This window comes from Chitinophaga sp. CF418 (assembly GCF_900142925.1).
GTDB lineage: Bacteria > Bacteroidota > Bacteroidia > Chitinophagales > Chitinophagaceae > Chitinophaga.
This window is the reverse complement of the sequence record NZ_FRCN01000010.1, coordinates 60804-85862: the sequence shown is the minus strand read 5'-3', so window position 1 is coordinate 85862 and position 25059 is coordinate 60804. Positions and strand designations below refer to the sequence as shown.

Annotated in this window: 23 protein-coding genes; 13 read left to right on the top strand and 10 right to left on the bottom strand. The window is 45.2% G+C overall.

Going from position 1 to position 25059, the window contains the following annotated elements:
* Window positions 1–23: 23 nt before the first annotated feature.
* Entirely contained in the window at window positions 24–2846 is a 2823-nt protein-coding gene (locus F3I09_RS21465) for a pitrilysin family protein (RefSeq protein WP_188133908.1), read from the top strand.
* 172 nt (window positions 2847–3018) lie between these two features.
* The gene (locus F3I09_RS21460) at window positions 3019–5325 is read left to right on the top strand and encodes a hypothetical protein (protein ID WP_149697103.1); all 2307 of its coding nucleotides are present in this window, start codon (window positions 3019–3021) and stop codon (window positions 5323–5325) included.
* A 163-nt stretch (window positions 5326–5488) separates the two neighbouring features.
* On the opposite strand, the gene F3I09_RS21455 is transcribed toward F3I09_RS21460, so the two are convergent.
* A complete protein-coding gene (locus tag F3I09_RS21455; protein ID WP_149697102.1) occupies window positions 5489–6496 on the bottom strand; it encodes a zinc-dependent alcohol dehydrogenase family protein in 1008 nt (335 codons plus the stop codon).
* 132 nt (window positions 6497–6628) lie between these two features.
* On the opposite strand from F3I09_RS21455, the gene F3I09_RS21450 reads away from it, so the two are divergent.
* Window positions 6629–7471, top strand: a complete 843-nt coding sequence (locus F3I09_RS21450) for an AraC family transcriptional regulator (RefSeq protein ID WP_149697101.1) — start codon at window positions 6629–6631, stop codon at window positions 7469–7471.
* 36 nt (window positions 7472–7507) lie between these two features.
* On the opposite strand, the gene glk is transcribed toward F3I09_RS21450, so the two are convergent.
* The 4 genes from glk to F3I09_RS34150 form a co-directional block, all read right to left on the bottom strand.
* The gene (glk, locus tag F3I09_RS21445) at window positions 7508–8527 is read right to left on the bottom strand and encodes a glucokinase (RefSeq protein WP_149697100.1); all 1020 of its coding nucleotides are present in this window, start codon (window positions 8525–8527) and stop codon (window positions 7508–7510) included.
* 184 nt (window positions 8528–8711) lie between these two features.
* Complete coding sequence (locus F3I09_RS21440; protein WP_149697099.1) at window positions 8712–9101, bottom strand: GerW family sporulation protein; 390 nt, start codon at window positions 9099–9101, stop codon at window positions 8712–8714.
* Window positions 9102–9132: 31 nt separating this feature from the next.
* A complete protein-coding gene (locus F3I09_RS21435) occupies window positions 9133–9702 on the bottom strand; it encodes a hypothetical protein (RefSeq protein WP_149697098.1) in 570 nt (189 codons plus the stop codon).
* 73 nt (window positions 9703–9775) lie between these two features.
* Window positions 9776–9940, bottom strand: a complete 165-nt coding sequence (locus tag F3I09_RS34150) for a hypothetical protein (protein ID WP_188133907.1) — start codon at window positions 9938–9940, stop codon at window positions 9776–9778.
* Window positions 9941–10185: 245 nt separating this feature from the next.
* Between F3I09_RS34150 and F3I09_RS21430 the strand changes: the two genes are divergently transcribed.
* The 3 genes from F3I09_RS21430 (at window position 10186) to F3I09_RS21420 (ending at window position 11842) form a co-directional block, all read left to right on the top strand.
* Entirely contained in the window at window positions 10186–10641 is a 456-nt protein-coding gene (locus F3I09_RS21430; RefSeq protein WP_149697097.1) for a hypothetical protein, read from the top strand.
* Window positions 10642–10783: 142 nt separating this feature from the next.
* Window positions 10784–11371 (top strand): DUF3347 domain-containing protein, encoded by a 588-nt coding sequence (locus F3I09_RS21425; RefSeq protein WP_149697096.1) that lies wholly within the window; start codon window positions 10784–10786, stop codon window positions 11369–11371.
* Between the two features lie 6 nt (window positions 11372–11377).
* On the top strand, window positions 11378–11842 hold the full coding sequence (locus F3I09_RS21420; RefSeq protein ID WP_149697095.1) for a heme-binding domain-containing protein: 465 nt from the start codon (window positions 11378–11380) through the stop codon (window positions 11840–11842).
* An 87-nt stretch (window positions 11843–11929) separates the two neighbouring features.
* Here the strand turns inward: F3I09_RS21420 and F3I09_RS21415 are convergent, their stop codons facing one another.
* Complete coding sequence (locus F3I09_RS21415) at window positions 11930–12136, bottom strand: hypothetical protein (RefSeq protein WP_223233330.1); 207 nt, start codon at window positions 12134–12136, stop codon at window positions 11930–11932.
* A gap of 205 nt (window positions 12137–12341) precedes the next feature.
* Here F3I09_RS21415 and F3I09_RS21410 point away from each other — a divergent pair, with 205 nt between their 5' ends.
* Window positions 12342–14636, top strand: coding sequence for a S9 family peptidase (locus tag F3I09_RS21410; protein ID WP_223233329.1), 2295 nt, complete (start codon window positions 12342–12344; stop codon window positions 14634–14636).
* Window positions 14637–14853: 217 nt separating this feature from the next.
* On the opposite strand, the gene F3I09_RS21405 is transcribed toward F3I09_RS21410, so the two are convergent.
* On the bottom strand, window positions 14854–15213 hold the full coding sequence (locus F3I09_RS21405; protein ID WP_149697093.1) for a helix-turn-helix domain-containing protein: 360 nt from the start codon (window positions 15211–15213) through the stop codon (window positions 14854–14856).
* A 204-nt stretch (window positions 15214–15417) separates the two neighbouring features.
* On the opposite strand from F3I09_RS21405, the gene F3I09_RS21400 reads away from it, so the two are divergent.
* Entirely contained in the window at window positions 15418–16416 is a 999-nt protein-coding gene (locus F3I09_RS21400) for an MBL fold metallo-hydrolase (protein WP_223233328.1), read from the top strand.
* Between the two features lie 133 nt (window positions 16417–16549).
* Here F3I09_RS21400 and F3I09_RS21395 read toward each other — a convergent pair whose 3' ends face one another.
* From F3I09_RS21395 to F3I09_RS21385, 3 genes are read right to left on the bottom strand one after another with little or no spacing between them, the layout of a single operon-like run.
* Entirely contained in the window at window positions 16550–18091 is a 1542-nt protein-coding gene (locus F3I09_RS21395; RefSeq protein ID WP_149697092.1) for an FAD-dependent monooxygenase, read from the bottom strand.
* 40 nt (window positions 18092–18131) lie between these two features.
* Window positions 18132–18947, bottom strand: coding sequence for a helix-turn-helix domain-containing protein (locus F3I09_RS21390; protein ID WP_149697091.1), 816 nt, complete (start codon window positions 18945–18947; stop codon window positions 18132–18134).
* A gap of 53 nt (window positions 18948–19000) precedes the next feature.
* Window positions 19001–20089 carry a hypothetical protein gene (locus F3I09_RS21385; protein WP_149697090.1) on the bottom strand — a complete coding sequence of 363 codons (1089 nt, stop codon included), beginning with the start codon at window positions 20087–20089 and terminating at the stop codon, window positions 19001–19003.
* Window positions 20090–20453: 364 nt separating this feature from the next.
* Here F3I09_RS21385 and F3I09_RS21380 point away from each other — a divergent pair, with 364 nt between their 5' ends.
* The 5 genes from F3I09_RS21380 to F3I09_RS21360 all read left to right on the top strand — a co-directional run bounded on the left by F3I09_RS21380 (window position 20454) and on the right by F3I09_RS21360 (window position 25037).
* Window positions 20454–21275: a YwqG family protein gene (locus F3I09_RS21380; RefSeq protein WP_149697089.1), complete on the top strand. Its 822-nt coding sequence runs from the start codon at window positions 20454–20456 to the stop codon at window positions 21273–21275.
* 293 nt (window positions 21276–21568) lie between these two features.
* Window positions 21569–22192 (top strand): hypothetical protein, encoded by a 624-nt coding sequence (locus F3I09_RS21375; protein ID WP_149697088.1) that lies wholly within the window; start codon window positions 21569–21571, stop codon window positions 22190–22192.
* A gap of 145 nt (window positions 22193–22337) precedes the next feature.
* Window positions 22338–23012, top strand: coding sequence for a hypothetical protein (locus F3I09_RS21370; protein ID WP_149697087.1), 675 nt, complete (start codon window positions 22338–22340; stop codon window positions 23010–23012).
* Between the two features lie 150 nt (window positions 23013–23162).
* Complete coding sequence (locus tag F3I09_RS21365) at window positions 23163–23762, top strand: RNA polymerase sigma factor (protein ID WP_149697086.1); 600 nt, start codon at window positions 23163–23165, stop codon at window positions 23760–23762.
* Between the two features lie 87 nt (window positions 23763–23849).
* A complete protein-coding gene (locus F3I09_RS21360) occupies window positions 23850–25037 on the top strand; it encodes a FecR family protein (protein WP_188133906.1) in 1188 nt (395 codons plus the stop codon).
* The last annotated feature ends 22 nt before the right edge of the window (window positions 25038–25059 follow it).

Here is a 25059-nt window from a genome sequence, read left to right as displayed (position 1 = left end):
TTTTTAAATGCATCAGTGTTGATATGAAGATTTTGAGATTTAGTCTGCCTGTAACATTCTTATTGTTATCATTGCCTGGCTTCAGTCAGAAAAAAGGAGTCGGGTCTAATATGCCTGCATTGGCTATCCCGTTGGACCCGGCAGTTAAAACAGGCAAATTGTCTAACGGTATTCAATACTTTATCAGGAGAAATACAGAACCCTCCGGACGGGTCATCATGTATCTTGCCAATAAAGCAGGATCAATCCTAGAGACGGACAGCCAGCGCGGGCTCGCACACTTCCTGGAACACATGAATTTCAACGGTACCACCCATTTTCCGAAGAATGAACTGGTGAACTATCTGCAGAAATCAGGCGTACGATTCGGCGCAGATCTGAATGCCTATACAGCTTTCGATGAAACAGTATACAAGCTTCCCATCCCTTCCGACGACAGTCTCTTACTAAAGAAGGGGTTTCAGATCATGCGTGACTGGGCCAAAGGAGCCCTGCTGGAGCACAGTGAAATTGATAAGGAAAGAGGTGTTATCCTGGAAGAAAAACGTCTGAGGAGCGGACTTGACGCCCGCATTCAGGATCAGACACTGCCGTTGATATTCAATCATTCCCGTTACGCTGAACGTATGCCTATCGGAACTGATGAGGTATTAAACCATTTCAGCTACAAAGAGATCCGTTCCTTCTATGAAGATTGGTATCGACCGGACTTGCAGGGAATTATCATCGTAGGGGATATTGATGTGGATAAAACGGAGCGTGAGATCAAACAACTCTTTGCTGATCTTAAGAAGCCTGCCAAAAGCCGTAAAAGAGAGCAGTATACAATACGGCTGACCGGTGAGAACCATTTCCTGATAGTCACTGACCCGGAAATGACCGGGGCATACCTGCGCGTCCTGCACAAGATACCTGTTCGGACAGTACGCACCGTACAGGATTACCGTTCAGAGCTGGTGCGCATGTTTTATGAACGCATGATCAATACCAGGCTTACAGAGGTTGCAAGAAAAGCTGATCCACAGTTTGTGAAGGCGGATAATGGCTTTGAAAACCTGTACGATAAGCTGGACGCTTTTAGCATCAATATAGTCCTCAAACCGGGTAAAATTGAAAATGGTGTGCATGCCGCATATTCAGAGATTGAAAGGGTGAAACGCTTTGGCTTTACTGAGAGAGAGCTTAACAGGGTAAAAGATGCTTATCTGAAAGGAATGAAGGCGCGTTACCTGGAGAAAGATAAACAGAAATCCCTGGCTTACGCAGACGAGTACCTGGATTATTTCCTGGGGAAAGACCCGGCGCCCGGAACAGACTATTACTATAAGACTGCACAGGAAATAGTGCCGGGCATTCAATTGAAGGATGTAAATGGTATTGTGCAGCAATACATGAAAGATGTGAACCGCGACATATTCCTTATTGCTCCGGCTTCATGGAAGGAGCAAGTTCCAGCTGAAGCTACTTTGTTATCCTGGATAACAGCAGTGAGGAACAGTGAACTTAGTGCATATGTGGAAGAAACGAATCAGAATAGCCTGCTGGCAGCAATTCCTCCAGCCGGTAGCATCATTAAGAAGACTAATGATCAGGTCTTGGGTACAACGACACTTGGTTTAAGCAATGGCGTCACCGTTGTGCTGAAACCTACAACATTCAGCAACAACCAGATCAGGATGTATGCTTATAGCCCAGGAGGAACCTCGCTTTATCCTGATGTCGACTTTGAATCAGCCAGTAATGCTGCCGCTTTTATTCGCTCTGGCGGATTGGGGAATTATAATCCTACACAGCTACGTAATTATCTATCGGGAAAGAATGTACAGGTCATCCCTTATATTTCAGACAGGTACGAAGGTATCAGTGGTGTCAGTGGAAAGGATGATCTTCCTGCTGCCCTTGAACTGGTCCATGCTTACTTTACCAGCCCGCGTATAGATAAAGATTTCTTTACAGCAAGTATTGCCCAGGCCCGTACCAATGTACTGAACAACAGGAATAGTCCTGAGGCTGTTTTCGCTGATACTGTTAATAAGATCCTTTACAAAGATAATATCAGGAAAACAGCTATCACCCTGCCACGGATTGATAAGATCAATGCAGACAGGGCGCTCAGTATTTATAAGGAGAGGTTTGCAGATGCAGGTGACTTTGTGTTTACATTCGTGGGTAGCTTTACTGTAGAAGAAATTGAACCACTGTTGATGAAATATATAGCCAGTCTGCCGGCAAGTGGAAGGAAGGAGACTGCGCCCGATCTGGGGCTTTATCCACCTGAAAAAGGAGTCGCCGAAACAATAAGACTTGGCAAGGCAGATAAGGCGACTGTAGTAATGGCCTATGCCGGGAAATATGCTTATTCCCAACAGGACAACCTGCTGCTGGAAGCATTGTCTGAATGTCTGCAGATAAGGTTGGTACAACGACTGCGGGAAGAGGAGGAGGGTATTTATACCGTAAAGGTATCTCCGGCTACCTATAAGTATCCGCAAAGCCGGTTCTCACTGAATATTAGTTTTGTTACCGCGCCCGGTCAAACGGAGAAACTGATAGCTTCTGTAAGAGATGAGGTGAGGAAGATCAGGGAAAACGGCCCTTCAGAAGAGAATATAGGCAAATTTATTGCAGAGCAGCAACGTACGATGGAGCTCAGTCTGAAAGATAACGGTTTCTGGCTGGACAGACTGGTATATGCCAGCAGGGACAATGAAGATATCAGCGGTTTACTGCATTATAATGATCAGCTGAATGAGGTGACACCTGCGCGCATCCGTGAAATAGCGAAGAAATACTTCAACGATAATAGCTTGTTTATATTCACGCATTTACCGGAAGGAGGGAGGTGATTTTAAGATAAGAGACCGTTCGGAGGAATTAATTGTCATTTTGGTGGAAAAAGTTACGCAATCGTTCCCGAAGGAAGGGTTGTGTAAATCAGTTCATTGGGAAAGTTAGAAGGATCCTTCCTGAGAATGAGTATATTTATCTGGCAGAATATCCCAATACAATTACTGTGACATGACATATAGCGATAAAACACCTGTTAAAGACAATACCAGAAGAGCTGTTGCAGCCATCAGTAGTTTTTCGACTTTGAGAAGTCATCCTGCGGTTCATCCATTTCAACGGCGCATGATGCGTGACTGCGTACCCGATAACAACAGGGGTGTTATTCAGCGGGCGGAAATTATGACCGGTACAAGCGAAGCGGCGGATGGCACCAATAATCATTCAATACCGGAACTTGATATCATAAGCGCACTTTATAAAAAGTTCCTGGCATTTTCAAAACAGGATTATCCATCAGCACCGCGTATTGAGGGAACATCCAACGCAACGCGGACGAACTGGGACGATGAGCAGTCTTTAGGAGCGATTCGCACGCTGAGCAATAAGCCGTTGAATGATTTCTGGCAGATTGCAATGGACTATAAGAAAGCAAGGGACCTAGGTGCGATAAATATAAAATCTTCAGACAATCAGGGCTTTGCCTCCGCCATTTACAATCAGTATGGTAAAACGCACGCCGGTACCGGAAATACAGATGTGATGGTTTATAAGCATCCTGAAAAAGGGGAGGAAGTAGAAGAGGAAGATGATGAGAAAACTGCGTCAGATAAGGGGGTGTCCTATACGCTGGCTATCACAAAATTTGCAGAGATACGAGAGGCCACAGGCTGGGAGGATTCGGAAATAGCCCAAAACATTCTGGAGTTCTATAAGAATGGAGTGGTTCCCAAATTGATTGTGGATACAGGTCAGCGTCAGAATTTCGGATATCTGGCAACGTTAATGACAGTGCCGGAATCCGTAAGAAGTGTGGGAACATTTCCGCTTGGGCTTATCATGCTTGACAACATTATGACAGGGCAAGCTAACTCCAGGAATGCTTTTTTGGCATCGGACGATGATTTAGAAGAAGTCAAGGGTAGAGACGCAATAAGAGCGGAAAATTCGAAAATAAAGGCGGCGAAGACCAGGATAGAGCGGGCAAGGCGGGAGAAGGAGGCAAAGGAGCGTCATGCTGGTGACGAAGCAGGATCATCCGGAAGCACTGAAAGGGGCCGTGGCAGGGGCAGAGGGGGCCGTGGCAGAGGACGTGGCGGAAGGGGAGGGAAGGAAGGTAAGGAGATTGACACGAGCAAAGATGCAGAACTGGCGGCAAGGGACGAAACGGAAGTGTCCAATAAGTACAAAGACGCTCCGGATAAGGGTGGTTTATATGCGCCTGCCTTCAAAGGAAGTAAGTTGCCATTAAACAAAATTGAAACTGCAGCGGAAAGTGAAGATTTAAGGCTTAAAGATACCGGGGAGAGGAAGGAGAGAGAAACTAAGGAAAAGTATTACTGGAATACTATTCTGGAACGATATAGTGGGATGTTAAAGGTATTTCTCACGGCTCACAGCGACATGCTCTCTTTCGATGAAAAAGTCGAAGATCGCGAAGATGTCATTGAGAAATTGATCCAGCGTATTTTAAATTATTTTGAAATAGGAGCGGAGATCACTGCCACGTCTACAACAAACCGGGAAATTAGAGGAGGGGGAAATAAAGTGCTTTGGGGGATAAATAATATTATCGGGCCTTCGACATCCGGTGGCAAGTTTACCAGTCCGGAGTTGTTGTCTGCGGGAGGTGATTTAAGCGTATCCGTTTTTGATTTTGCGGCAGAGAGGAATGATAAGGAGGAGACCGGCTTTACGAGGTCTTTTTTCGGGGCCCAGGTAGGTGCTTTTTCCTCGCTCTCGGATAATTTTCACAGGCATCCCGTTGCTCCAGGTTCTCCTACGCAGGAATATCCGGAATTGACTTCAGATGTGAATTCGTTTGTAACTGAAGAGAGAGCCAGACGGAAGGAAGATGCCGAAGGTATATATGGCGGATTGCCTGATAGTATTGAACTACTCAGGCAGCAAATTGAGCATAATAGAGTGATTCGGGATGCTACCAGGTCGTCTTTGTCAAGAAATGACAAGAAAAAGGGGGAGAAGCGTAAGGTTGAGAAGCTGGAAGAAAAGAGTGAAGAAGCAGAACATATCGCCACGACGGAGACTTCAAAGAAGGTCAAGTTACTGCCTGCTCCGGTAAGAACAATGAGGCTGATCGCTGTGATCCAGCAAATGGTTGCTAACATAGCAACGACATTGGTGTTAGATGGGCTTTCAAGAGGACAGATTGAAGAAAGTCTTGCTGCCAACGACGTGTTTTTCGGTTATATTGAGAGCCGACTAAATGCTGATACAGAGATCACACTGGACAGAAGTAAAGTCGACGAGATTATTTCACAGCAGTTAGATATGCTGGGCATTGTTCACGAAAAGTAGGGTTTCTTAGCTACGTAAAACATCAAAGCCGGTTTGCCGGTTGAGCTGAAATTCGCGATGAAACCAGACATGAATAGGGTAATAGAATTTGATTTCAAGCTAGTTATCTGAATCGTATAAATGTAGTACTGCAAATTGAGTATTTCCCGTAAGAATGAACGGGTCAAATATTCACTACCAATTTGCCCGTAACCGCACCGCTTTCAATTGCCTTAAAGCCAATCTCTGCTTCTTCCAGTGAAAGTATCCTCTTGTCCAGCAGGGGTTTCAATTGCCCCTTTTCTGCAAGTGCCGCTGCCTCCCGTAAGATATCTCCATGATGTTTCATTCCTTTTCCTGTCAGCATAGGCAGGAGTGTGAATATGCCGGAATACGTAGCTCCTTTGAAAGAGAGCGGGGCGAGGCTATGACTTCCCCAGCCCAATGCACTTACAACATGGCCGGTATAATTACGTACAGCTTCGAATGATTTGTCCAGTGTTTCTCCGCCAACGGTGTCAAAAACGATGTCAAACCCTTCTCCACCAGTATATTTCTCAACATAATCTTTTACTGAAAGACTGTTATAATCAATAGGCGTTGCGCCCAGGCTTTCTATTAGCGGCAATGATCTGCTGCTGCCGGTTGCAAATACTGACGCGCCAAATGAACGTGCCAGCTGTATAGCAACATGCCCAATGCCACCTGCGCCGCCGTGAATCAGTACACGCTGGCCAGTCTTTACATTCGCCCGGTCTACAAGCCCTTCCCAGGCGGTAATAAACACCAGTGGCAAAGCAGCGGCTTCCTGCATACTGAGATTAGCCGGTTTGAGGGCCAGCAGATCGGCGTCCACCGCAGCATATTCCGCTAATGTGCCCTGACGGCCGCCAATGCCTCCAGCCATACCATATACTTCATCTCCTGGTTGAAAGGAGGTCACTCCTTCACCGGTACTTACCACAATACCGGCAAGGTCCAGTCCCAGTATGGCAGGTACCTGCTGTTTGGCATGTTTTCCCTCACCACGTTTGATTTTTGTATCCAGCGGATTGATACCACTGGCAATGATTTTGACAAGTACTTGCCCTTTCGCCAGAGTGGGAACAGGTAATTCCTTCAGTTTGAAAGCATCTCCAAAGTTTTCAAGTACCATTGCTTTCATGCTATTGTTAGTTTGTACTGTACTCATTGCTGAAAATTTAGTTTTATGATGCCGGAAGTCTTGATGGGACAGCCTGGGCGAAAATTGATGTAGCAAAATTGTACAATTATGGGGAGTTATTTGGTGTACTAATTTTCCATAAAGGTGTAATTTCGTACCATGATAAAAGCACATTTATACGAACCCTTCGAGATAGCGCTTTCGGAACCGATGGATGAATGTCCGAGACCAATCCATTCCCATAGTTTTTTTGAGTTGATATATATTGTTTCAGGAAAGGGCGGGCACATTGTGAATGAATCCAGCCTTAATTACTTGCCCGGTCATTTATTTCTTATTACACCTGGCGATACGCATCACTTTGACATACAAAAACAGACAATATTGCTGTTTGTTCGTTTTAACGAATCCTATATTGGTTCATCCAAGCTTCAGGAACGTTCCCGGCAAAGTATAGCCTACATATTAAAGAATGCGAACCAGGAATCAGGGAGTCTCTTAAAAAATAAGGGTGATCAGATAGTGGCCAAGTCGATCATGGAAGCAATCATCAGAGAGCACCATGAACGGGATTTTTATCATCAGGAGCTATTGCTGCAGTTTATCGATACTATTCTCATGCTGATTGTTCGCAACATTACGACCCGTTTGCCAGAGATGGTAAATGAAAACACAGAGGAAAAAGCACTGGAAATCCTGCAATATGTTCAGGCGAATATCGCAGCACCCGAAAAGATAAGGGCTAAAGTCATCAGTCAGCAATTTGGTATATCCGAAAATTACCTCGGGCGTTATTTTAAGAAGCATACCAACGAAACGTTACAGGAATACATTATGCACTATAAACTACGTATGGTAGAAAGCCGGTTATTGCATAGTAGTATGCGGCTCAATGAAATTGCAGACAGCCTGGGATTTACAGATAAAAGTCACCTGAACAGATTGTTTAAAAAGTATAATGGCATCAGCCCGGCACAGTACAGAAAGCAGCAACAGATATAGCCATCAAAATATTCATCACTATATTCCATAAAGCAACTACCTGGAGTAGAACCCATACCATGCTGCCCCAAGCAGAGCGGCTTCTCTGTTTAAAATAATCTTTACCGGAACATCCTGCAATAATGTCTTCAGTCGTCCGCTGTCACAAAAACATGTCATGAAAATATCCTTTTGCACAAGCTGAAGAATTTGGGGTAAAATACCCCCTGCGATGAACACACCACCTGTTGCTTTAAATTTTAGAACAAGATTGGCCGACTCTTCCGCCAGATATCTCATGAATAATTCAATAGTCTCTTTACAAACCGGACAAGTGTCCGTATTCTTTGTGATCATAGCTGCGCGGTCATGGCCCTGCATCTTTTCTGTGATCAGCAAAGAGGGTTTCCGCTGTTTTTCGTTGACCAGAAAGTCGTATATATTACAGATGCCGGGGCCGCTGACTACTCTTTCCCAGCTCACATGACCAAACTTTTTATGCAGATACATGTAAAGGTCGGTATCCAGCTCATTACGTGGTGCGAAATCACAATGCCCGCCCTCTGTTGCAAACGGATGCGATGCATTTCCATCTGAATAAAGGCCCGCCTCGCCAAGGCCGGTACCTGGTGCAATTACAGCAACATTTCCTCGTATAGCTTTCTTCCCTTCATGTATAACAAAAGTATCCCGGGGAGTCAGTGCAAACAAACCATACGCTGTTGCTTCGAGATCATTCACAAGCAGAACCGGAACATGACTAAAATGCTTAGATATGTCAAAGCTGTCTACAGCCATAGGAATATTCGTGATGCAAACTTTCCCATCCTGAACAGGTCCGGCAACGCCTAATGAAATCACATCGGGCATATTTTCGCCTTCCAGGAAATAAGCAATCATTTGAATAAGACCTGGAAATTCTCTTGTTTTAAACTGCGCTTGTTTTACGGAAGTCAGGGTGGCATCATCGCGTCGAAAGATGGCCAGATCGGTTTTGGTTCCCCCAACATCGCCGGCAAGTATTGTACACTGGCCAGGTGGGGGAGTAAGGCGGGGGAAAGCTATTGGAATAAGCATATAATTCAGTAAATTTACTACGCTTGAACAAACCGCACTTATACAGCAAAGCCGTGGCGGTACCGGTTTGGCTGTTCTTGTCCCCGCAATGCATGAAAAAAACGGATAAGACAGTGTTTCCTCTGCTTACCCGGTTTTACCTTTGTGGGGGAATAATGTAATAGTACTCAGCTGCTTTCTATCATTATTGTGATACAGGAGCTTTATCATTTTTCTTCTCCAGCATTTTTTCAAGTAAATCTGGTACTTTTTCAAAGGCTGCGCCTAATCCCTTGCTTGTATGCGTGGAAATAAAAGATATTTGATCCCCGCGTGTAACCAGGAATCCGATAGGTGATATGCCCATGCCTCCGGTTGCGCCGCCACCGGTTCCTGTTCCTTCTCCTTTGCCCTTTCCGGACATATCTCCGTGACCTTCTCCGCCACCATAACCGAGCCCCATTCCAAGCCGTATAACCGGTACACAACTAAATTCGCCTAATTGGAACTGTTGTCCAACAACCGTCTCAGTCTTTGTTTCTGTTTTGAGAAAATCTATGAGCTGCTTTACTGCCTCTTCAAGATTGACTGCCATAAAATTAGGTTTTACAAAGTGAAAGATTCGCTTACTTTATCCACGCATATAGTAATCGCCATGCCTTATTCCTGATTGTTATCGTGAAATAATTTATGTCCTGAAAGTTGATGAGCAAGTGTTGCTGTGTATACGGCAAGAAGTTTAGAGCATACATCCATGCATTACATATTGCATCGTTACTGTCGATCGCAGCTTCCCAATGAACCACCCTGAAGGTTTTGATCAGTGTCAGTATTCTCCTTATGCCTATCCGTTTCTTTGCATGTCTGCGATCTTTAATTTTTTTTACTGGCTTCTTTTTTTTCGCATCCCGGTTGATTATCGCTGCAAGAGGCCATTTCTTTTTGAAGAGTAATACCCGTACGCTCAACCACCATGTTTCTTCCTGATATATAACTAATGCCTGCCCGACGCCTGCCCATCGCATCGATACCTGGGGAATCCTGCTGTCAATCTGAAGTTCTATTTGCGACAATAAGAACCAGCCCAAAGCCAGCAATGGTAGTATTGCAATGATTGTCCAAAGCATATATAAAGTTCCTTTGCCAAGCGTAAAAGGAAAATGACCATTGTCACCTGGAATGATGAAATTGATCATAGGACTGAGATGTACTTGTTAACGTGGCAGCGAAACATATCTGTATGGATCTCTTGATAGCTTAAACTGGCTTTTAAATATTTACAAATGCCGGATAGCGGGCTGGATCACCACTTTTAACGATGGCCTCTCCCTGTTTAAAAGGTCTTGCAATTAAACCAGACTCCAGGAAGGTGATTTCTTCCGGTGTAGGTTCAATGAATTGCCTCATATGAGTTAGCAGCAGTTGGATATTCATGGTGATGGTTAAACAGGTTGAATCTTTTTGGCTAAAATAGGTAAATATGGCCTTGCAGGTGTATTTGAGGATATATCTTTCGTTGATGAGAATGGATAAGAAGGTGTAATTAAACTCACAATAATATAAAATAAGCAAAAAATTGTATAACAATTAGTTCAGAATTACCATTATTTTTGCTCGGATGCCGTCGCTACCTTTTATTTTCAATTAAGGTAAACTGGTAGAGGCGCCAAGCTACTCTGATGAAAAGGAATACATCCATACAACGCTTCAAAGCGGCACTATTGCTAACCGTATTTTTACTGAATACGGTTGTCGGTTTTGCATGTGCTGTAGGGCTGGATATGGGCTTCAATCCCACACATCATCATGAACATAACGAAACGGGGGGCGCGCAAACAAAAGGATCACACCACCAGGCTGATGTAAATCATCATCATCATCACCATCCTCAAAAGAAAGAAAAGGATAACTGTTGCAATGATAATGTGATCAAAGTTATCCAGACTGATAAATCCAGGTCTCCGGCCCTGGATTTTAGCATTAACCCTGCATTCTTTATTGTATTCGTTTCCACTTTCTACAATGTTGATCTTTGGGCCTCCTCCCGGGCAAAAGTAAATAGCAGGTATTTTGTCCGAAGTTATCATCCTCCGATACCCGACATACGCATAGCTATACAGAGTTTTCAGATTTGATTTAATGTTTTTTTACGGTGCATTCAGGGTGTTATTGCTCTGGAGAATACTTGTTTTTTAAACATTTGCGGTGGCATACCCTTCCCCTGTTGGGGTGCTCACGCCTTTTACAAATTAATAACTGTAGAGTAAAAATCAGAAGATGAAACACATTATTTTTATGGCAGCCGCCAGTATAGTTTTTTTTGCAGCCTGTGATAGCAATAATAACCAATCAAAAACGGGCGGTGACACTGTACAATCCACAGAAGTCACTACCAGCAACGCAGCCGCGGCAACAGATAACCAGCAATCAGCATCTCCTGTTAAAGAGATTGTTAGCAGCTACCTGGAAATGAAGAACACATTGGCAAGTGACAATGACAAAGGGACAGCTGCCGCCGGTGATGCCATGGTTACGGCATTTCAGAAATTTGACAAATCATCATTGACGGCGGAACAGAAAAAGACTTATGAAGATGTGGAGAGTGATGCGAGGGAACATGCGGAGCATATTGGAAAGAATGCCGGTAATATCAAACATCAGCGTGAACATTTTGATATGCTGAGTAAAGACATATATGAACTTGTGAAGACGTTTGGCGCCGGGCGACAGCTCTATTACGATCATTGCCCCATGTATAACAATGGTAAGGGGGCAGATTGGATCAGTGAAACAAAGGAGATCTCCAATCCCTATTTGGGTAAGGAAATGCCTACCTGTGGTACGGTTAAAGAAGAACTAAAATAGAAGAACATGCAGCGGACAAAGAAATGGTTGTTGGTGCTATTAATTGCTTTCGTTGCTATTCAGTTTATACAACCTGCCCGCAATGAAAGCGGGCAGGTATTACAGACAGATATTACAAAAGTGTACCTGGTTCCTGCCAATGTACAGACGATTTTCGAATCTGCCTGTTACGACTGTCATAGCAATAATACCCGGTATCCCTGGTATTCCCATATACAACCCGGTGGCTGGTGGTTGGCACATCATATCAGCGAGGGGAGAGAGGAGCTTAATTTTAGTGATTTCGGGTCTTACTCATCCAAAAGGCGGATAAGTAAACTTCGGGCAATTGAAAACAGTATTAATGAAGGTACTATGCCCTTATCATCTTATACCTTATTGCATAAAGATGCCCGGCTTACAGATGGAGAGAAGCAACAGATAATAGCATGGACAAGTAAACTTAGGGACAGTCTTGCTACAATAAATTGAACTGCATATTTCTATCCGGGTGTATAGTCAATCAGTAATCGGTCTGTTATTTCGACCACAATTCAGCACTGCTTTGCCTTCTGCTGATCACTCATTCCAGGGCGACTCGAGAATGGCGTCACAGAAGTTCTTTCTTTGGAAATTAGGTATCATGAACGCACAAATATCAACATTGATATTGCCATAGGTGGTCTCCGGTTTGTGCTTAAATCCATCGAAGAAAGTGGGTATGACCGTCACCAGCTGTATATTTTCACTACAGGCAAAATTAGGATAATTATTTGCCCCAAGCATGTTGTTTATTCCCTGGCACTACGACTATGCGGCACGGCTAACCGGTGCAGGTGGTGGCAACCACTTTACCGTTAGAAAAAATCTTCCTGAGATATACACTTTGTTCGTTAAATTGAGATTTTCTGTAATAACGGCCTGAATGTACAGACGCACAATCTTTACCTTTAAGCCAGAATTTAACATGCTCATGCATCTGGATTTGACTATGAACAAAATACTTTTAACTGTCTCCTGTGTTATTGCAGTCTGCAAGCTTAGCGCTCAGCAGGCTGTTCCCGTTAACGACTACCGCTTCGCAGAAAGCCGGCTTATTTATAATACCGCTCCACTAGTGGATAACGGCACGTTCTCTCCCGAATGGCTGGAAGACGGTCGCTTCTGGTACCGGGTGCTTACAGCCCGTGGTAGCGAATTTATGCTGGTCAATCCGGTAAAAGGCACACGCACCGTCGCCTTTGATCAGGAAAAACTGGCGACGTCCTTGTCCAAAGCGACGGGCGCAAACTATAAGCCCTATGCTTTGCCATTTCACTTTTTCCGGTTTATGAACGACAACAAAAGCATTGCGTTTAATATAGGAGGGGAGGGGTGGATCTGTGATTTACAGTCTTACCAAAGTCGGAAAACCGGGCAACAGTCATCGGAGGCTGGCAATAGCCGGAGTGAAGTGATCTCTCCTGATAGCCGGCTTGCCGCTTTTATAAAAGACAATAACTTATGGGTACGCGAACTACCCAATGGACCTGAACGCGCACTTACTACCGATGGTGTTAAAGATTTCGGTTATGCTACGGATAATGCCGGCTGGCGCGCCAGCGACAAACCTGTATTACGCTGGTCGCACGATTCCCGTAAAATAGCAACCTTCAAACAGGATCAGCGCCACGTAAGCGACATGTACCTTGTTACTACCAATATTGGTAAGCCGACGTTGAAAACCTGGAAGTATCCATTAGCTGGTGATTCTGCCATTGCTATGATCCACCGGGTGATCATTGACGTTAACCAGGCAAAGGTTATCCCCTTACAGGTGCCTGCCGATCCGCACCGCGGTACACTAAGTGATGATATATCTTCCAGCGGCACCTTCGACGATGTCGATTGGAGCGACGATAATACAGAACTGGCATTCGTATCCACTTCCCGCAATCACAAACAGGAAAAATTGCGTATCGCTAATGCCACTACCGGTACAGTTCGCGAAGTCTTCGGAGAAAACGTAGCCACGCAATTTGAATCCGGACAGGATGCCATTAACTGGCGTTATATGAAAAAGTCAAATGAAATTATCTGGTATAGTGAACGTGATGACTGGGGACATCTGTACCTGTATGACGCCGCCACCGGGTCTTTAAAGAACCAAATTACTAAAGGACAATGGTTGGTTACCAGTGTAGAGCAGGTCGATGAACAGAGTAGGGTAATCTTTTTCAATGCCTGTGGCCTGGACACACGTAATCCCTATTTTAGTCATTTCTGTAGAATAAATTTCGACGGTAGTGGTTTCGCTGATCTTACCCCGGAGCCAGGTAATCATAAGCTGACTTTCTCACCAGATGGTCAATATTTTATCGACAGCTATTCACAGCCAGATATCCCTGCTACGACGGTTTTGCGCAACCGCCTGGGTAAGCTGCTTGTCAGCCTGGAGAAAACCGATATAACGCGCCTCAAAGCTACCGGATGGAAAGCGCCAATGCCTTTTTCAGTAAAGGCACATGATGGCAAAACAGATATCTATGGCTTGCTGTTTACCCCCACAAACCTGGATAGCAAAAAGAAATACCCTATCATAGATTATATATATCCAGGCCCACAGGGAGGCGGTGTGCGTGACTGGTCATTCCTGTCAGCCCGGTTAGATCACCAGGCACTTGCTGAGCTGGGATTCGTAGTCATGGTACTTGAAGGTACCAGTAATCCCTTGCGGAGCAAAAGTTACCATGATATGAACTACGGTAACATGGCAGAAAACACATTGCCCGACCAGATCACCGGTATCCGTCAGCTGGCGGCACATTATGCGTATATCGACACCAGCCGTATTGGTATCTGGGGACACTCCGGAGGTGGCTTTGCAACTGCTGCCGCTATGTTCCGTTATCCCGACTTCTTCAAAGTAGGTATTGCAGAATCAGGCAATCACGAGAATCGTAGTTATGAAGATGACTGGGGCGAGCGTTACAACGGCCTTACTTCCGAATCTGACTATGCCAAACAAGCGAATGCGCTTTACGCCGGCAACCTGAAGGGAAAACTGCTGTTGGCTCATGGTATGATGGATGATAATGTACCACCTTATAATACTTTGTTAGTGGTAGATGCTTTAACAAAAGCGAACAAGGATTATGATCTGATCATATTCCCTCAGGCCAGGCATGGTTTTGCGGCAGACAGTCCCTATATGATGCGCCGCCGGTGGGATTATTTTGTCCGCCATCTGCAGCATAAAGAGCCTCCAAAGGAATATCAACTGGTAAGTAAATCAGATCCGAGATGATAACAACAATAGGAACTCAAAAGTGAGCTCCTGAAAATTGCTTAAACGCCTGTCTCTCTTGTCAGGCACCCGGATGCAAAGAGCCTGTCTACCTTTGGCGGACAGGCTCTTTGCATTTAACGTATTACGTGCCATGCGCACGATATTTCGTTCTATATTAATGCAAACAATATAAGACGCGGAATACTATTCAGAATAAATTGCACATCTGTCGGGTTCACGCTCCTATTTTTAAAAGAGGTTTCTTGCTCGGATTCTCAAGATACTGTGTTCCCCATTCATCCATAACGCTGATTACCGGCAATAGTGAGTTGCCTAACTCAGTTAAAAAATATTCCACTTTCGGAGGGAGAACCGGATATACGATACGTTCAATAATACCATGTTCCTCCAGTTCCTGGAGTTGTTGGTAAAGTACTCTTCGGCTCGCTTTAGGATTTAACCGCTGCAATTCGCTCGGTCGCCTGTGACCTTGCCAGATATTATGGATCAGGCAGGGCTTCCATTTCCCCCCGATGATTTCCATAATCATTCCCATCCCGCAATCTAAATCCTTAGGAATTTTTCTTTCGAACATTGCAAACACTGTTGAGATTACAAAATTAACCAATAATACTGGGATAGGGTATAGGGCTAATTTTAACCCTATGCTATAATGAAGTACGTACTTGTCTAAAATGCACCATCGGCATAGCTTTGTATCCGCTTTAAGAAGTCTTCCTAAGTGAGGCCTGTCAGGAAGACAATGATCTAATCAAAATATATCCAAAAATATTCAAAAATGACAAACACAAACTTTCTTTTTAATCGTTTTCTTCCGAAGTTAATTCTTTCGTTTTGTATTATGATGGGAGTGGCACTGTACTATGTGCCGGTTACTTTTGCACAGGATACAGCAAAGGTATTACCTCAACCGGGCAGCTATCATATGATGCTGGGTGACGTCGGGATAATTGCATTCTCTGACGGAAGCATCCCTCAGGATCTGAATAAATTGTTGACCAATACCCAACCGGGAGAAATAAAAAAGCTAACCGAACTAAACTTTCAAACGCCAATTGCAGAGGCTTCTGTGAATGCTTATCTGATCAAGACTAATGGTAAGCTTATACTGGTGGATGCGGGTACCTCAGCGTTATACGGTCCTACACTTGGCCACCTTCCCAGGAATATGATCCGTGCAGGGTATAAACCTGAACAGATTGATGCAGTACTGGTAACCCATATTCATACCGACCATACCGGTGGCTTAATGGATGGCGATAAAATGGTGTTTCCGAATGCAGATATTTATGTTAGCAAGAAGGAGGCAGATTATTGGCTGAGTGATGAGAGCTACGCAAAGGCCCCAGCCAGGTTGAAACCGTATTTCGATCAGGCACGACTCAAGATGCTGCCATATGTTAAAGCAGGAAAGGTGAAAACTTATGAATATGGAAAAGAACTGTTCCCGGGTATTCTTCCTGTTGCCAGCGCCGGCCATACGCCTGGGCACAGCTTTTACCAGGTAAACAGCAAAAGGGAGAAAATACTGTTCTGGGGCGACATCATGCATTCAGCCGCTGTACAGTTTGCAGACCCTGATGTGACGATTGTGTATGACGTTGATCCGGCAGCGGCAGCGCAGGCGCGGAAGAAGGCATATGAGGATGCAGCAAAAGGAAAATACTGGATAGCTGCAGACCATGTATCCTTTCCTGGTATAGGTCACATACGTAAGCGGGAGAAAGGATATGGCTGGTTTCCGATAAATTATACAACAAGTGGAATAGGTCAATAAGAGGCGCGATATCGAGATCAGTGTCATTGCGGCTAAATAGCTAATGCATCTTTCACGGCATGCATCCTGAATCAAATCGCACAATAACGGCTTCCTCTACTCATAATTGAGTGGGGAAGCCGCCTGTGTATGGTCAAACAAACCAGCGATCAGCAGCCTTTTGAAGTTCGCTGTAATCCGGGGCCTTGTCGGAAGCCCAGGCGATGATCCCATCGGGGCGTATCAGTGCGGCGCTTATACCTAATCGGTCTTTTTCGCTGCCTGAAACATACTTGATTCGGTCGCCATATTCACTCGCCAGTGTTTTAAGTGAGGAATTCATATCAAAATCAAGTAGTATTCCCTGGCCATCCTGCATTAACTCGCCAATGCTTGCACCGTCTTCGAACTCAAAGTTAGGAACGCTATAGCCTACCAGATGGTGGTCGCCACCGAGATCATAATGTGTGAAAATGCCCCACACCCTTCCTGCAATATAGGTAGCGCCATCCTGGGTATTCATAAGGTCGCGGACAATTGCATTCAGCGCGCGGGCATGTGGATCTGGCTTCATGATTGTAACCTGAGCCCTTGACCAATCCAGCACCTGTGCACCAATGGGATGTCGTTCAGTATGATAACTGTCCAACAAGCCTTCCGGCGCTTTGCCTTGGATAGTGGCAGCGAGCTTCCAACCCAGGTTCATGGCATCGCCCAGTCCAAGATTAAGCCCCTGGCCTCCCAGCGGCGAATGAATATGCGCAGCATCGCCAGCTAAAAGTATCCGTCCCTTACGATAGGTGGTGGCTTGCCGTGCACGGTCAGCCCATGTGGTTGCGATATGCAGGGCGCTGATAGTAACGTCGGTGTTCGAGATGCGGCGTAAAACCTCCTGCACGTGTTCAAGCGTGATCGGCTTTTCTGCACTATGAAACGCCCCGCCATCAAAATCCTGGATTATCACATAACCTGGCTGGGATTGGAGGTACATACCTGTTGGTGTCAGGTTGCGGCCTGGACTAAGTTTCTCCGGATCAGCAATGTCAAGCTTAGTAGAGTAGCCGGTAAATTCCGGCTCCGTACCAGCAAATTCAAAACCGCCCAACTTGCGGACAACGCTACGGCTTCCATCGCACCCCACGAGCCATTGACTTTTAAAAGATTGGTCACCTGACAGCACGGTCACTCCGTCGGTGGTTTGATGGAAGTCTGTAATGGAAAGCCCGCGCTTGATTGTTACGCCCAGGGCTGTTGCACGTCGGGTCAGTACTGTTTCAAGCTCCTCCATTTCAGCTATCAAACTGGTATCGGTCGAACCTGACAGGCGATACTTCCACTGTGAGGTATCAATATCGCTGTCATGAAAGGGAATACCGGCGAAGTGGCCTACCTGCCGGTGAGGTCCTTTTACGGTAGTAGTGTGGGGATTTTTAAGACGCTTCGGTACTTCAAGTTCACTGAGTAACCCACGGCGGTAAAGGGCTTCAATAGTAGGCGCCGAGAGGCCCCGTATCCCAAAAGGAAGTTGCTTCAATGGCGAGTGAGGATTTTCTGCCTTTTCCAGTATTAGGACTGAACATTGGGCCAGGGCCAGTTCACAGGCGAGGAATAGGCCTACAGGCCCTGCTCCGGAAATGATTACATCATAAATAGAATGATTTTCTGCGGATTTCTTGCTTTCAAGTGTAGCATTCATATAGACTAATTGAAGCACAAAATTCCGGAATGCTTCTGCCTTAGTCTTGTATAAATGCGACAAAATCGTTGCTTACAGCCTGTTGTGCTTTCTTTGCTTTTCGCGCGAATGCCGCTGGGGTAGTGCCGCTGTAGCGTTTGAATTCCCTGCTTAGGTGGGATTGGTCCGTATAGCCCAGTTCATGGGCCAAGCCGGCAATGTTGGAATCCGGATGAAGCCATAATTGATTTCGTACCTTCTCAAAGCGCATCAGGCCTGATACGTCTTTGACAGTATAGCCGGAAGATTGCTTGAAGTTCCTTTCCAGTGTGCGAACCGTTGCATGAGCCGCCGCCGCCACCAGGCTTACCGGCATGCTGCCATTCGCCTTTGTCATAGCAACTCCCGCTTTGAATAGCATACTGTCTACAGCAATCTGCGACCGTGCATGCAGGAAATACTGTTTTACCCCGGCCAGCGCTTCATCTATCTTACCAGCCTCAATCCACTTATTCAAGGTGGAATGAAGCTGGGCTATAGGATGCTCAAATATGTGCACGCGGTCTTTACCTGATGGCAGTCCGAGTAAATCGAACACAGTCCAGGGGAAACACCTGATACCAATGATCTCTAAACGGTTTTTCGTGTAAAAGATAACAGGCTGATTGAGTAGCCCGACCATAAACGGTGATGGCAATGGCTGCAGGCCTTCATTGTAAGAAATACTACAGCCGCTTCCGAAGTGAAAAATAATTTCGGCGTAACCATCAGGTAATACCTCAAAACTCGACTGTAGTTCTCCGAAGTCTCTACTGTCGTACCAAAAGCATTTTATGGCATCCCGTAGCTCCTCAGGAGGTTCAAATTCTTGGTGCATGTTGAAAGATATGTCATTTTCAAAGGATTGCCCCTCAATTTTTATCTCTTCCATTAAAACACCAAATCCCCGCTCTCCACATCCACCGCCGTTGCCTCCGGCCCAAAACCCATAATTTCCGGTATTGCCGTCGCTGTATGTACACCGGTAGACGTATACGCAATTCCACCGCCTACTATTCCGAATGCAACCGACCCCCAGAAAATGGACTTATTCCTCCTGTTAATATCATCCATGTATTTGGACAGCACAAACGCATTACCTTTCCGTTCTATTGGTATCAGTTCCCCAGCATCATACTTATACAGCTCCCCCTTATAGGATACTCCCCACATGTGGCGCACTTCTTTACGAATATTATCAGACCCGGTAGTATACACCAATATTTTCTTCCGTGTTTTGGCCTCTATCTCAAAATCAGAGATAGCAGGTGCATTTGCGAGGAACTCCTGGTAAGTAAAATATATGCCTTTCTTATAAGCCGTATCCTGGTAAATAGGCGCCTTAAATGGCTGCAGGATATTGTCTATAATAGCAGCCTCCGTCATGGACGTTCCGGAAGAATAAGCGCCTGCCGCGTCTTCACAGGCAAGATAGAACAGTTGTATAGCCTGTGCGATGTTCTTGTCGTGTTTACCGGTAACATCCATACCGCCCTTTATCAGCACAGTGTCAAAAGCCTTCAGCAGGCGGTAGGTGGGTTGTTCGCTGTTGTCTGCGGGTACATATGCGTCCGCTTTTAACCGCACAAAAGCATGTTCGCTCATCGTTTCCGTGGTTTCATTAATGCGCAGGTCTTTTATTACCCACAACATCTGCCTGCCGGATGGTACATACACCCCGCCCAATATCGTGTTTACAAAATCCTGGAGATAGGGGGTATAAGGCTTGTCAGGTACTGCACGTATCTTCCTGTTCGTTATGCCTACCTGAACAAATCCCAGCTGACTGGTATCGGCACATAATGGGATCACCTTGATGCCCGATAAACGGAGTAACAGTTCCCCTTTGGCACGGTAACGCTTAGCATCCAACCGTATGACCTTCACTTTCTCATTACCGGCTGCCTCGCCTTCCGCAGGCGTTTGCGCAGAAGTGCAGATATGGGTAAACAGCAATGCTGCAATAAATGCATATTTCATAGATACAATGTATGAGGCTAATTAATGTCGTAAATATAACTGATTTAAGGTGACAAACATCTCACAGGCAGTAGTCTTACCTAATAATACAAAACCGGCTAAACTAAATGATTATAATAGTCGTGGTCCGGCTGGTTTATAGCGATTGATAATTTAATCTGTTATGAAGCGCCCATTATATGTAGGTGGCCGGTAGTATAGCGGCTTTATATACATGTAAAGTATTGGTATATAGTATTTAACAGGTATGTAGATCATTTGTAATCTCCTCGTGTTCAAATGTTTGGCTGGTTGGATATATTTTTGGGGATAAAAATGAAACAATACAAAGCTATTTGATATTCCTAAACCAAACAATTTCAGCATGTTCCCAGAATCACTTCAACCATATCAGAAGATAATTGAATCAACAGCTATCCCTGCTGTACTGATGTCATTCAAGGAAGAAAAGACGACCCTGTATCAAAGTAAAATAGGAGGGGAACCTTATTTCCCCAATGATTATCCACCGGATTATTTTTATGTTCCTTACCCTGATACGGTGAATTATACACCCTGGCCAAAGCACCCAAAAACAGGAAGAGAACTGATGTTGCTAATACAGATCAACTTTGAGGAGATGCCACCCTTGCCATCCTTCCCGCGTACCGGAATATTACAACTTTTTGTAGATGATCGTCACTGGCATTACCTGGAAAGACATTTACTGGCTATTTATCATCCCAAAGTGATCCGGAAAGATGAGCTCTTGTTCTCCAATTTTAATAACTCACTAGATGCATACAGGGTACAGGAGCATTCCATTTCCTTTCAAAAGGATGTGGAATATATGACTTATTCAGATTTTCGTTTCGACCAGCTACTGCCGTATGCTGATACATCCAAAGATGAGCGCTTTTGGAAGGATTACTCAGCCATTACGGACTATCGTTTTTCCCGGCAGGAGAAAGAAGTAATGGGATATGGATATGGAAGAAATAAAATAGGTGGCTATCACTTTTCCCAGAATGGCCAGGATCCCAGGGGGACATTACCTGAATGGAAGGATAGTCTTTTATTAGTGCAGTTTCAGGATTATGAACGCCTGAGTTGGGGAGACCTGGGAAGCGCACAATTCTTTATTAAGCGAAAAGACCTTGAAGAGCTCAATTTTCAGGATCTGCTTTTCCATTGGGATTCTACATGAATACAACATCCATTATTTGTATCACCCCAAAGACCTCTTCATTTTTTGCCTGGATGTAACAAGCTCAACTTAATTTCGCAATGTAGGCATCCAGGTCCATCGGTGATAAAACATATATTCAACCGGCTGTCGCCAAATGGGGTGGTCCGCTGGAAAAATGAATGGCGTCAGCAGTTTTGGGCACTTGCATGTGGGGGATGGCATGCTTTGGTCTTTTGGCACTAGCCAGGTATCTTTGACGAGTGATGAAACGAAATGGGTTACCCTGCCCGGATTTATTTAAACTACCGGATATGAACGATTTTAGAAACATTACACTGGAAGAAGCCAGTCAGTTCATTAATGCGCTCCCTGATCCGGAGATGAGAGAGGCCATGCAAACCCATTTGGATGCATTCGCCGAGTTTGTAGAAGATGAATCGTCAAAGATCATTTTGTACGAAGGCGATGTTACTTTGTCCTATCTGGCAATAAAAGACGATATTGTAATAGTCAATGGAAACCTGACTGTTACCGGCATACTTGAAGATGCGCTGGAAGTGAATATATCGTTGATGCTGGCCCTGGGTAATGTTACCGTACAAAACCTGTTTACATTTTCGCAGATCTGTATTGCTGGCAACCTTATTGTGCAAAATGCCATCATTGCCGATTCTACATATGATTATAGTCTGCATGTAGGCGGAGATCTAAAAGCAACCCTTATCATTGAATACCATCACAGCTTTTACATTCAGGGTAAGGTAACTGCTGGATTCATGTATACCACACATGCCGCTGCACCGCGCGGTCCCTTACAACCGAATCTGAAAGATGAGGATTTCATAGATGCGGTTATAACAAAAGATGAACTTGATTTGGACAAAGCGCTAAGAAAAATAATGAGGAGCGAATCTGTCATTAAAAATACCAATTAAAAAATGGCCGTAAGCAGGGATGCGTTTTTCAAAATACCTGTAGCAAACTGGCGCTGGGTACTGGCATCCTGCTCTCGGTAGGAGTAAGAGACTGGTTCCCATTTGATGGTATACAATGGAAAAGAATAAACTCAATATTTGAATAATGGAAAAGGAACAGACTTTTGGTACACGAACATCTATGGATGAATTAAAAAAGCAATACGGTGAACAATACTGGTGGGACTGGTTTGCAGAAACTGCATCACTGAATGATGAGCAGGTTTCACTCAGACATATAACAGGGCCATTGCAGATTGACGGTGATTTCATCCTCGACGAAGATCCCTGGGCGATCATCATCGATGGAGATGTGAAAATAAAAGGAACCCTTATTTGTAAAACGCCTGAAGAGCGCGTGAGCACACTGGTGGTTTTGGGGAAATTGAAGGCCGGTAATCTTTTCTTCTCAGGCAGTGCGCGCCTGGCAATTGAAGACGATACCACACTGGAGGGTTTTGTTATAGGCACCTGGGGCGATGGGGGAGCGAGTCTCGATGTGACCGGAACCCTCACGGCACGCGGTGTATTGCTCGATCCGCATACGCCGGCAAAAGCGTCAAAACAAATCGATGCCCTGATCATGTGCGGTAACGGCTGGCCAACAAAGCCCGATTTCCTGGATGGCGACCAACCAGAACTTTTTCATCACGGTGTACTCGACAGAGGTGGCCCCTTTGTTGACTTACATCTTATTCGCGAAGCAGCGAAAGCCGGGATGCCCGTATTCAATCAGGTTGCAGAACAGGCATGGAGAAAGGATAAAGGATTACCAATATAGATAGTTCCTTTTCTAAGGTAATTATTATCAGTTTTTCGTGCCTAGTCAAACCTTTGCCTACGGTTTAACCTTAGCAGAAATAGTGAAATCATTATTTATAATTCGTATTTTCGACCCACCACTACTTAAATAAACAGATCGGAGCGTTAATTGCTGCATTCAATATCATATACAGAAAAGAATATATTTAATCGGGTTGCTGAAGGTGACGAGTCCGCCTTTGGAAAATTAGTCGAATTATATGGTCCTCAGCTTGAACAGGCTGTATTTCGTGCCATCCGTAACCAGGGCCCCCTGCGGGATATCATGCAGGATGTCTTCCTTCAGATCTGGCTTGGACGTGATAAACTCGCCGGTTTGGATGACCCGCGTACCTGGATACTCAAGATTGCCTACTATCGCAGCTATACCTGGCTGCGTAACAATCAGGTGCAGAAAAATGAGGTCGTAATGGATGACCTGCCACCGGAGTCACTGTCCGCTGGAAATCAGGTGGAAGAACAGACTTTATTTAATGAAACGAAAAGGTTGATCGATGAAGCCATCGAACACCTCGCCCCTCAGACAAAACGTATCTTCCAGCTTAGCCGGAACCAGCAGTTGAAGATAGACGAGATCGCTTCGATACTCGGTGTATCCCCGCAAACTGTAAAAAATACACTTACAAAAGCCCTGAAACAGATTCGTGAACATTTGAAGCAACAAGATGTAGTGATACCTGTGGCTATTCTCCTGATTTCCTTTTCCTGAAAAAATTTTTCCTGTCGATAGTACTAAACTCTCTGTTCGGGTAGTATGTACTATAGAAGGCAGTTCTGCTTATTCAAATATTATCTGATGGAAGTCTCAGAAAGACTGGAATACCTGGTGAGCAGGGCGGCACAGAATACCGCGACTGCCGCCGAAATTGAAGAATTGCGGGCAATGTTGCTACAGGACCAGGAAGGGCAGCTTACCCTCAGGGTTAGTGAGATACTTGACCGTATCACACGTGGAGAGGTGCAGTTGCCTCCGAGGGATACCGCCTACTGGGCAGGCATCACACAAAATGTGCTGGCCGTCGTACCTGGTACCGGGATACAGCCGAAATCCGGCAGGATTGGTTTCTACCGCTGGTGGTGGGCTGCGGCCATACTGTGCCTGCTGGCCGGCAGCGGATGGATACTGCAACAATACCTGGCCGGCCGGCAGCAGCCGGTGGCTGCCACAGTAAAAGACATGGTGATACAACCGGGCCACGAAGGCGCCATCCTCACCCTGGCCGACGGAAGCCAGATTGTACTGGACAGCCTGAAAAATGGCCTTGTCGCCGACCAGAACGGCGTTAAGGCTACAAAGAATGGCCAGGGAAGCCTGGTATATGATAGGAGCGCTGCTTTAAAGCCCGTGCAGAATACCATTTCTACTCCGCGCGGACGGCAGTTTCATCTCATATTGCCTGATGGCTCCGAAGCATGGCTCAATGCTGCCAGTTCAATCAGCTTTCCCACCGTCTTCGGAGACAAGAGAAGCGTAGCTATTACTGGTGAAGTCTATTTTGAAGTGACAAAAGATGATAAACACCCGTTCGTAGTGGATGCAGATAACAAGGTGGCCATTCAGGTACTCGGCACCAGCTTTAACGTAAAGGCATATAAGGACGAAAAAAATACTGTGACCACTTTGCTGACAGGTGCCATAAAAGTGAGTAGCCAGGGAGCCGGCAGCCAGCCATTGAAACCCGGACAACAGGCCGCTGTTTCATCAGAAAAACCAGGCATTCAGCTGAACACCGCAGTAGATACTGATAAGGTGATATCCTGGAAGAACGGATACTTTAATTTCGATGGCCTCAGACTGGAAGAAGTGCTGAAGCAGCTGGAACGATGGTATGATATAGAAGCAACATACGACAACAGCTTAGCCAACCTGGCGTTCTACGGTGAACTACCAAGGAACATGACATTGAACGATATGATAAAAGCATTGAGTTATACAGGGCTGCAACTGAAAATAGAAGGGAATAAATTGTCTGTGAAAAAGTAAAGACTATGCCGCTTTAAATACA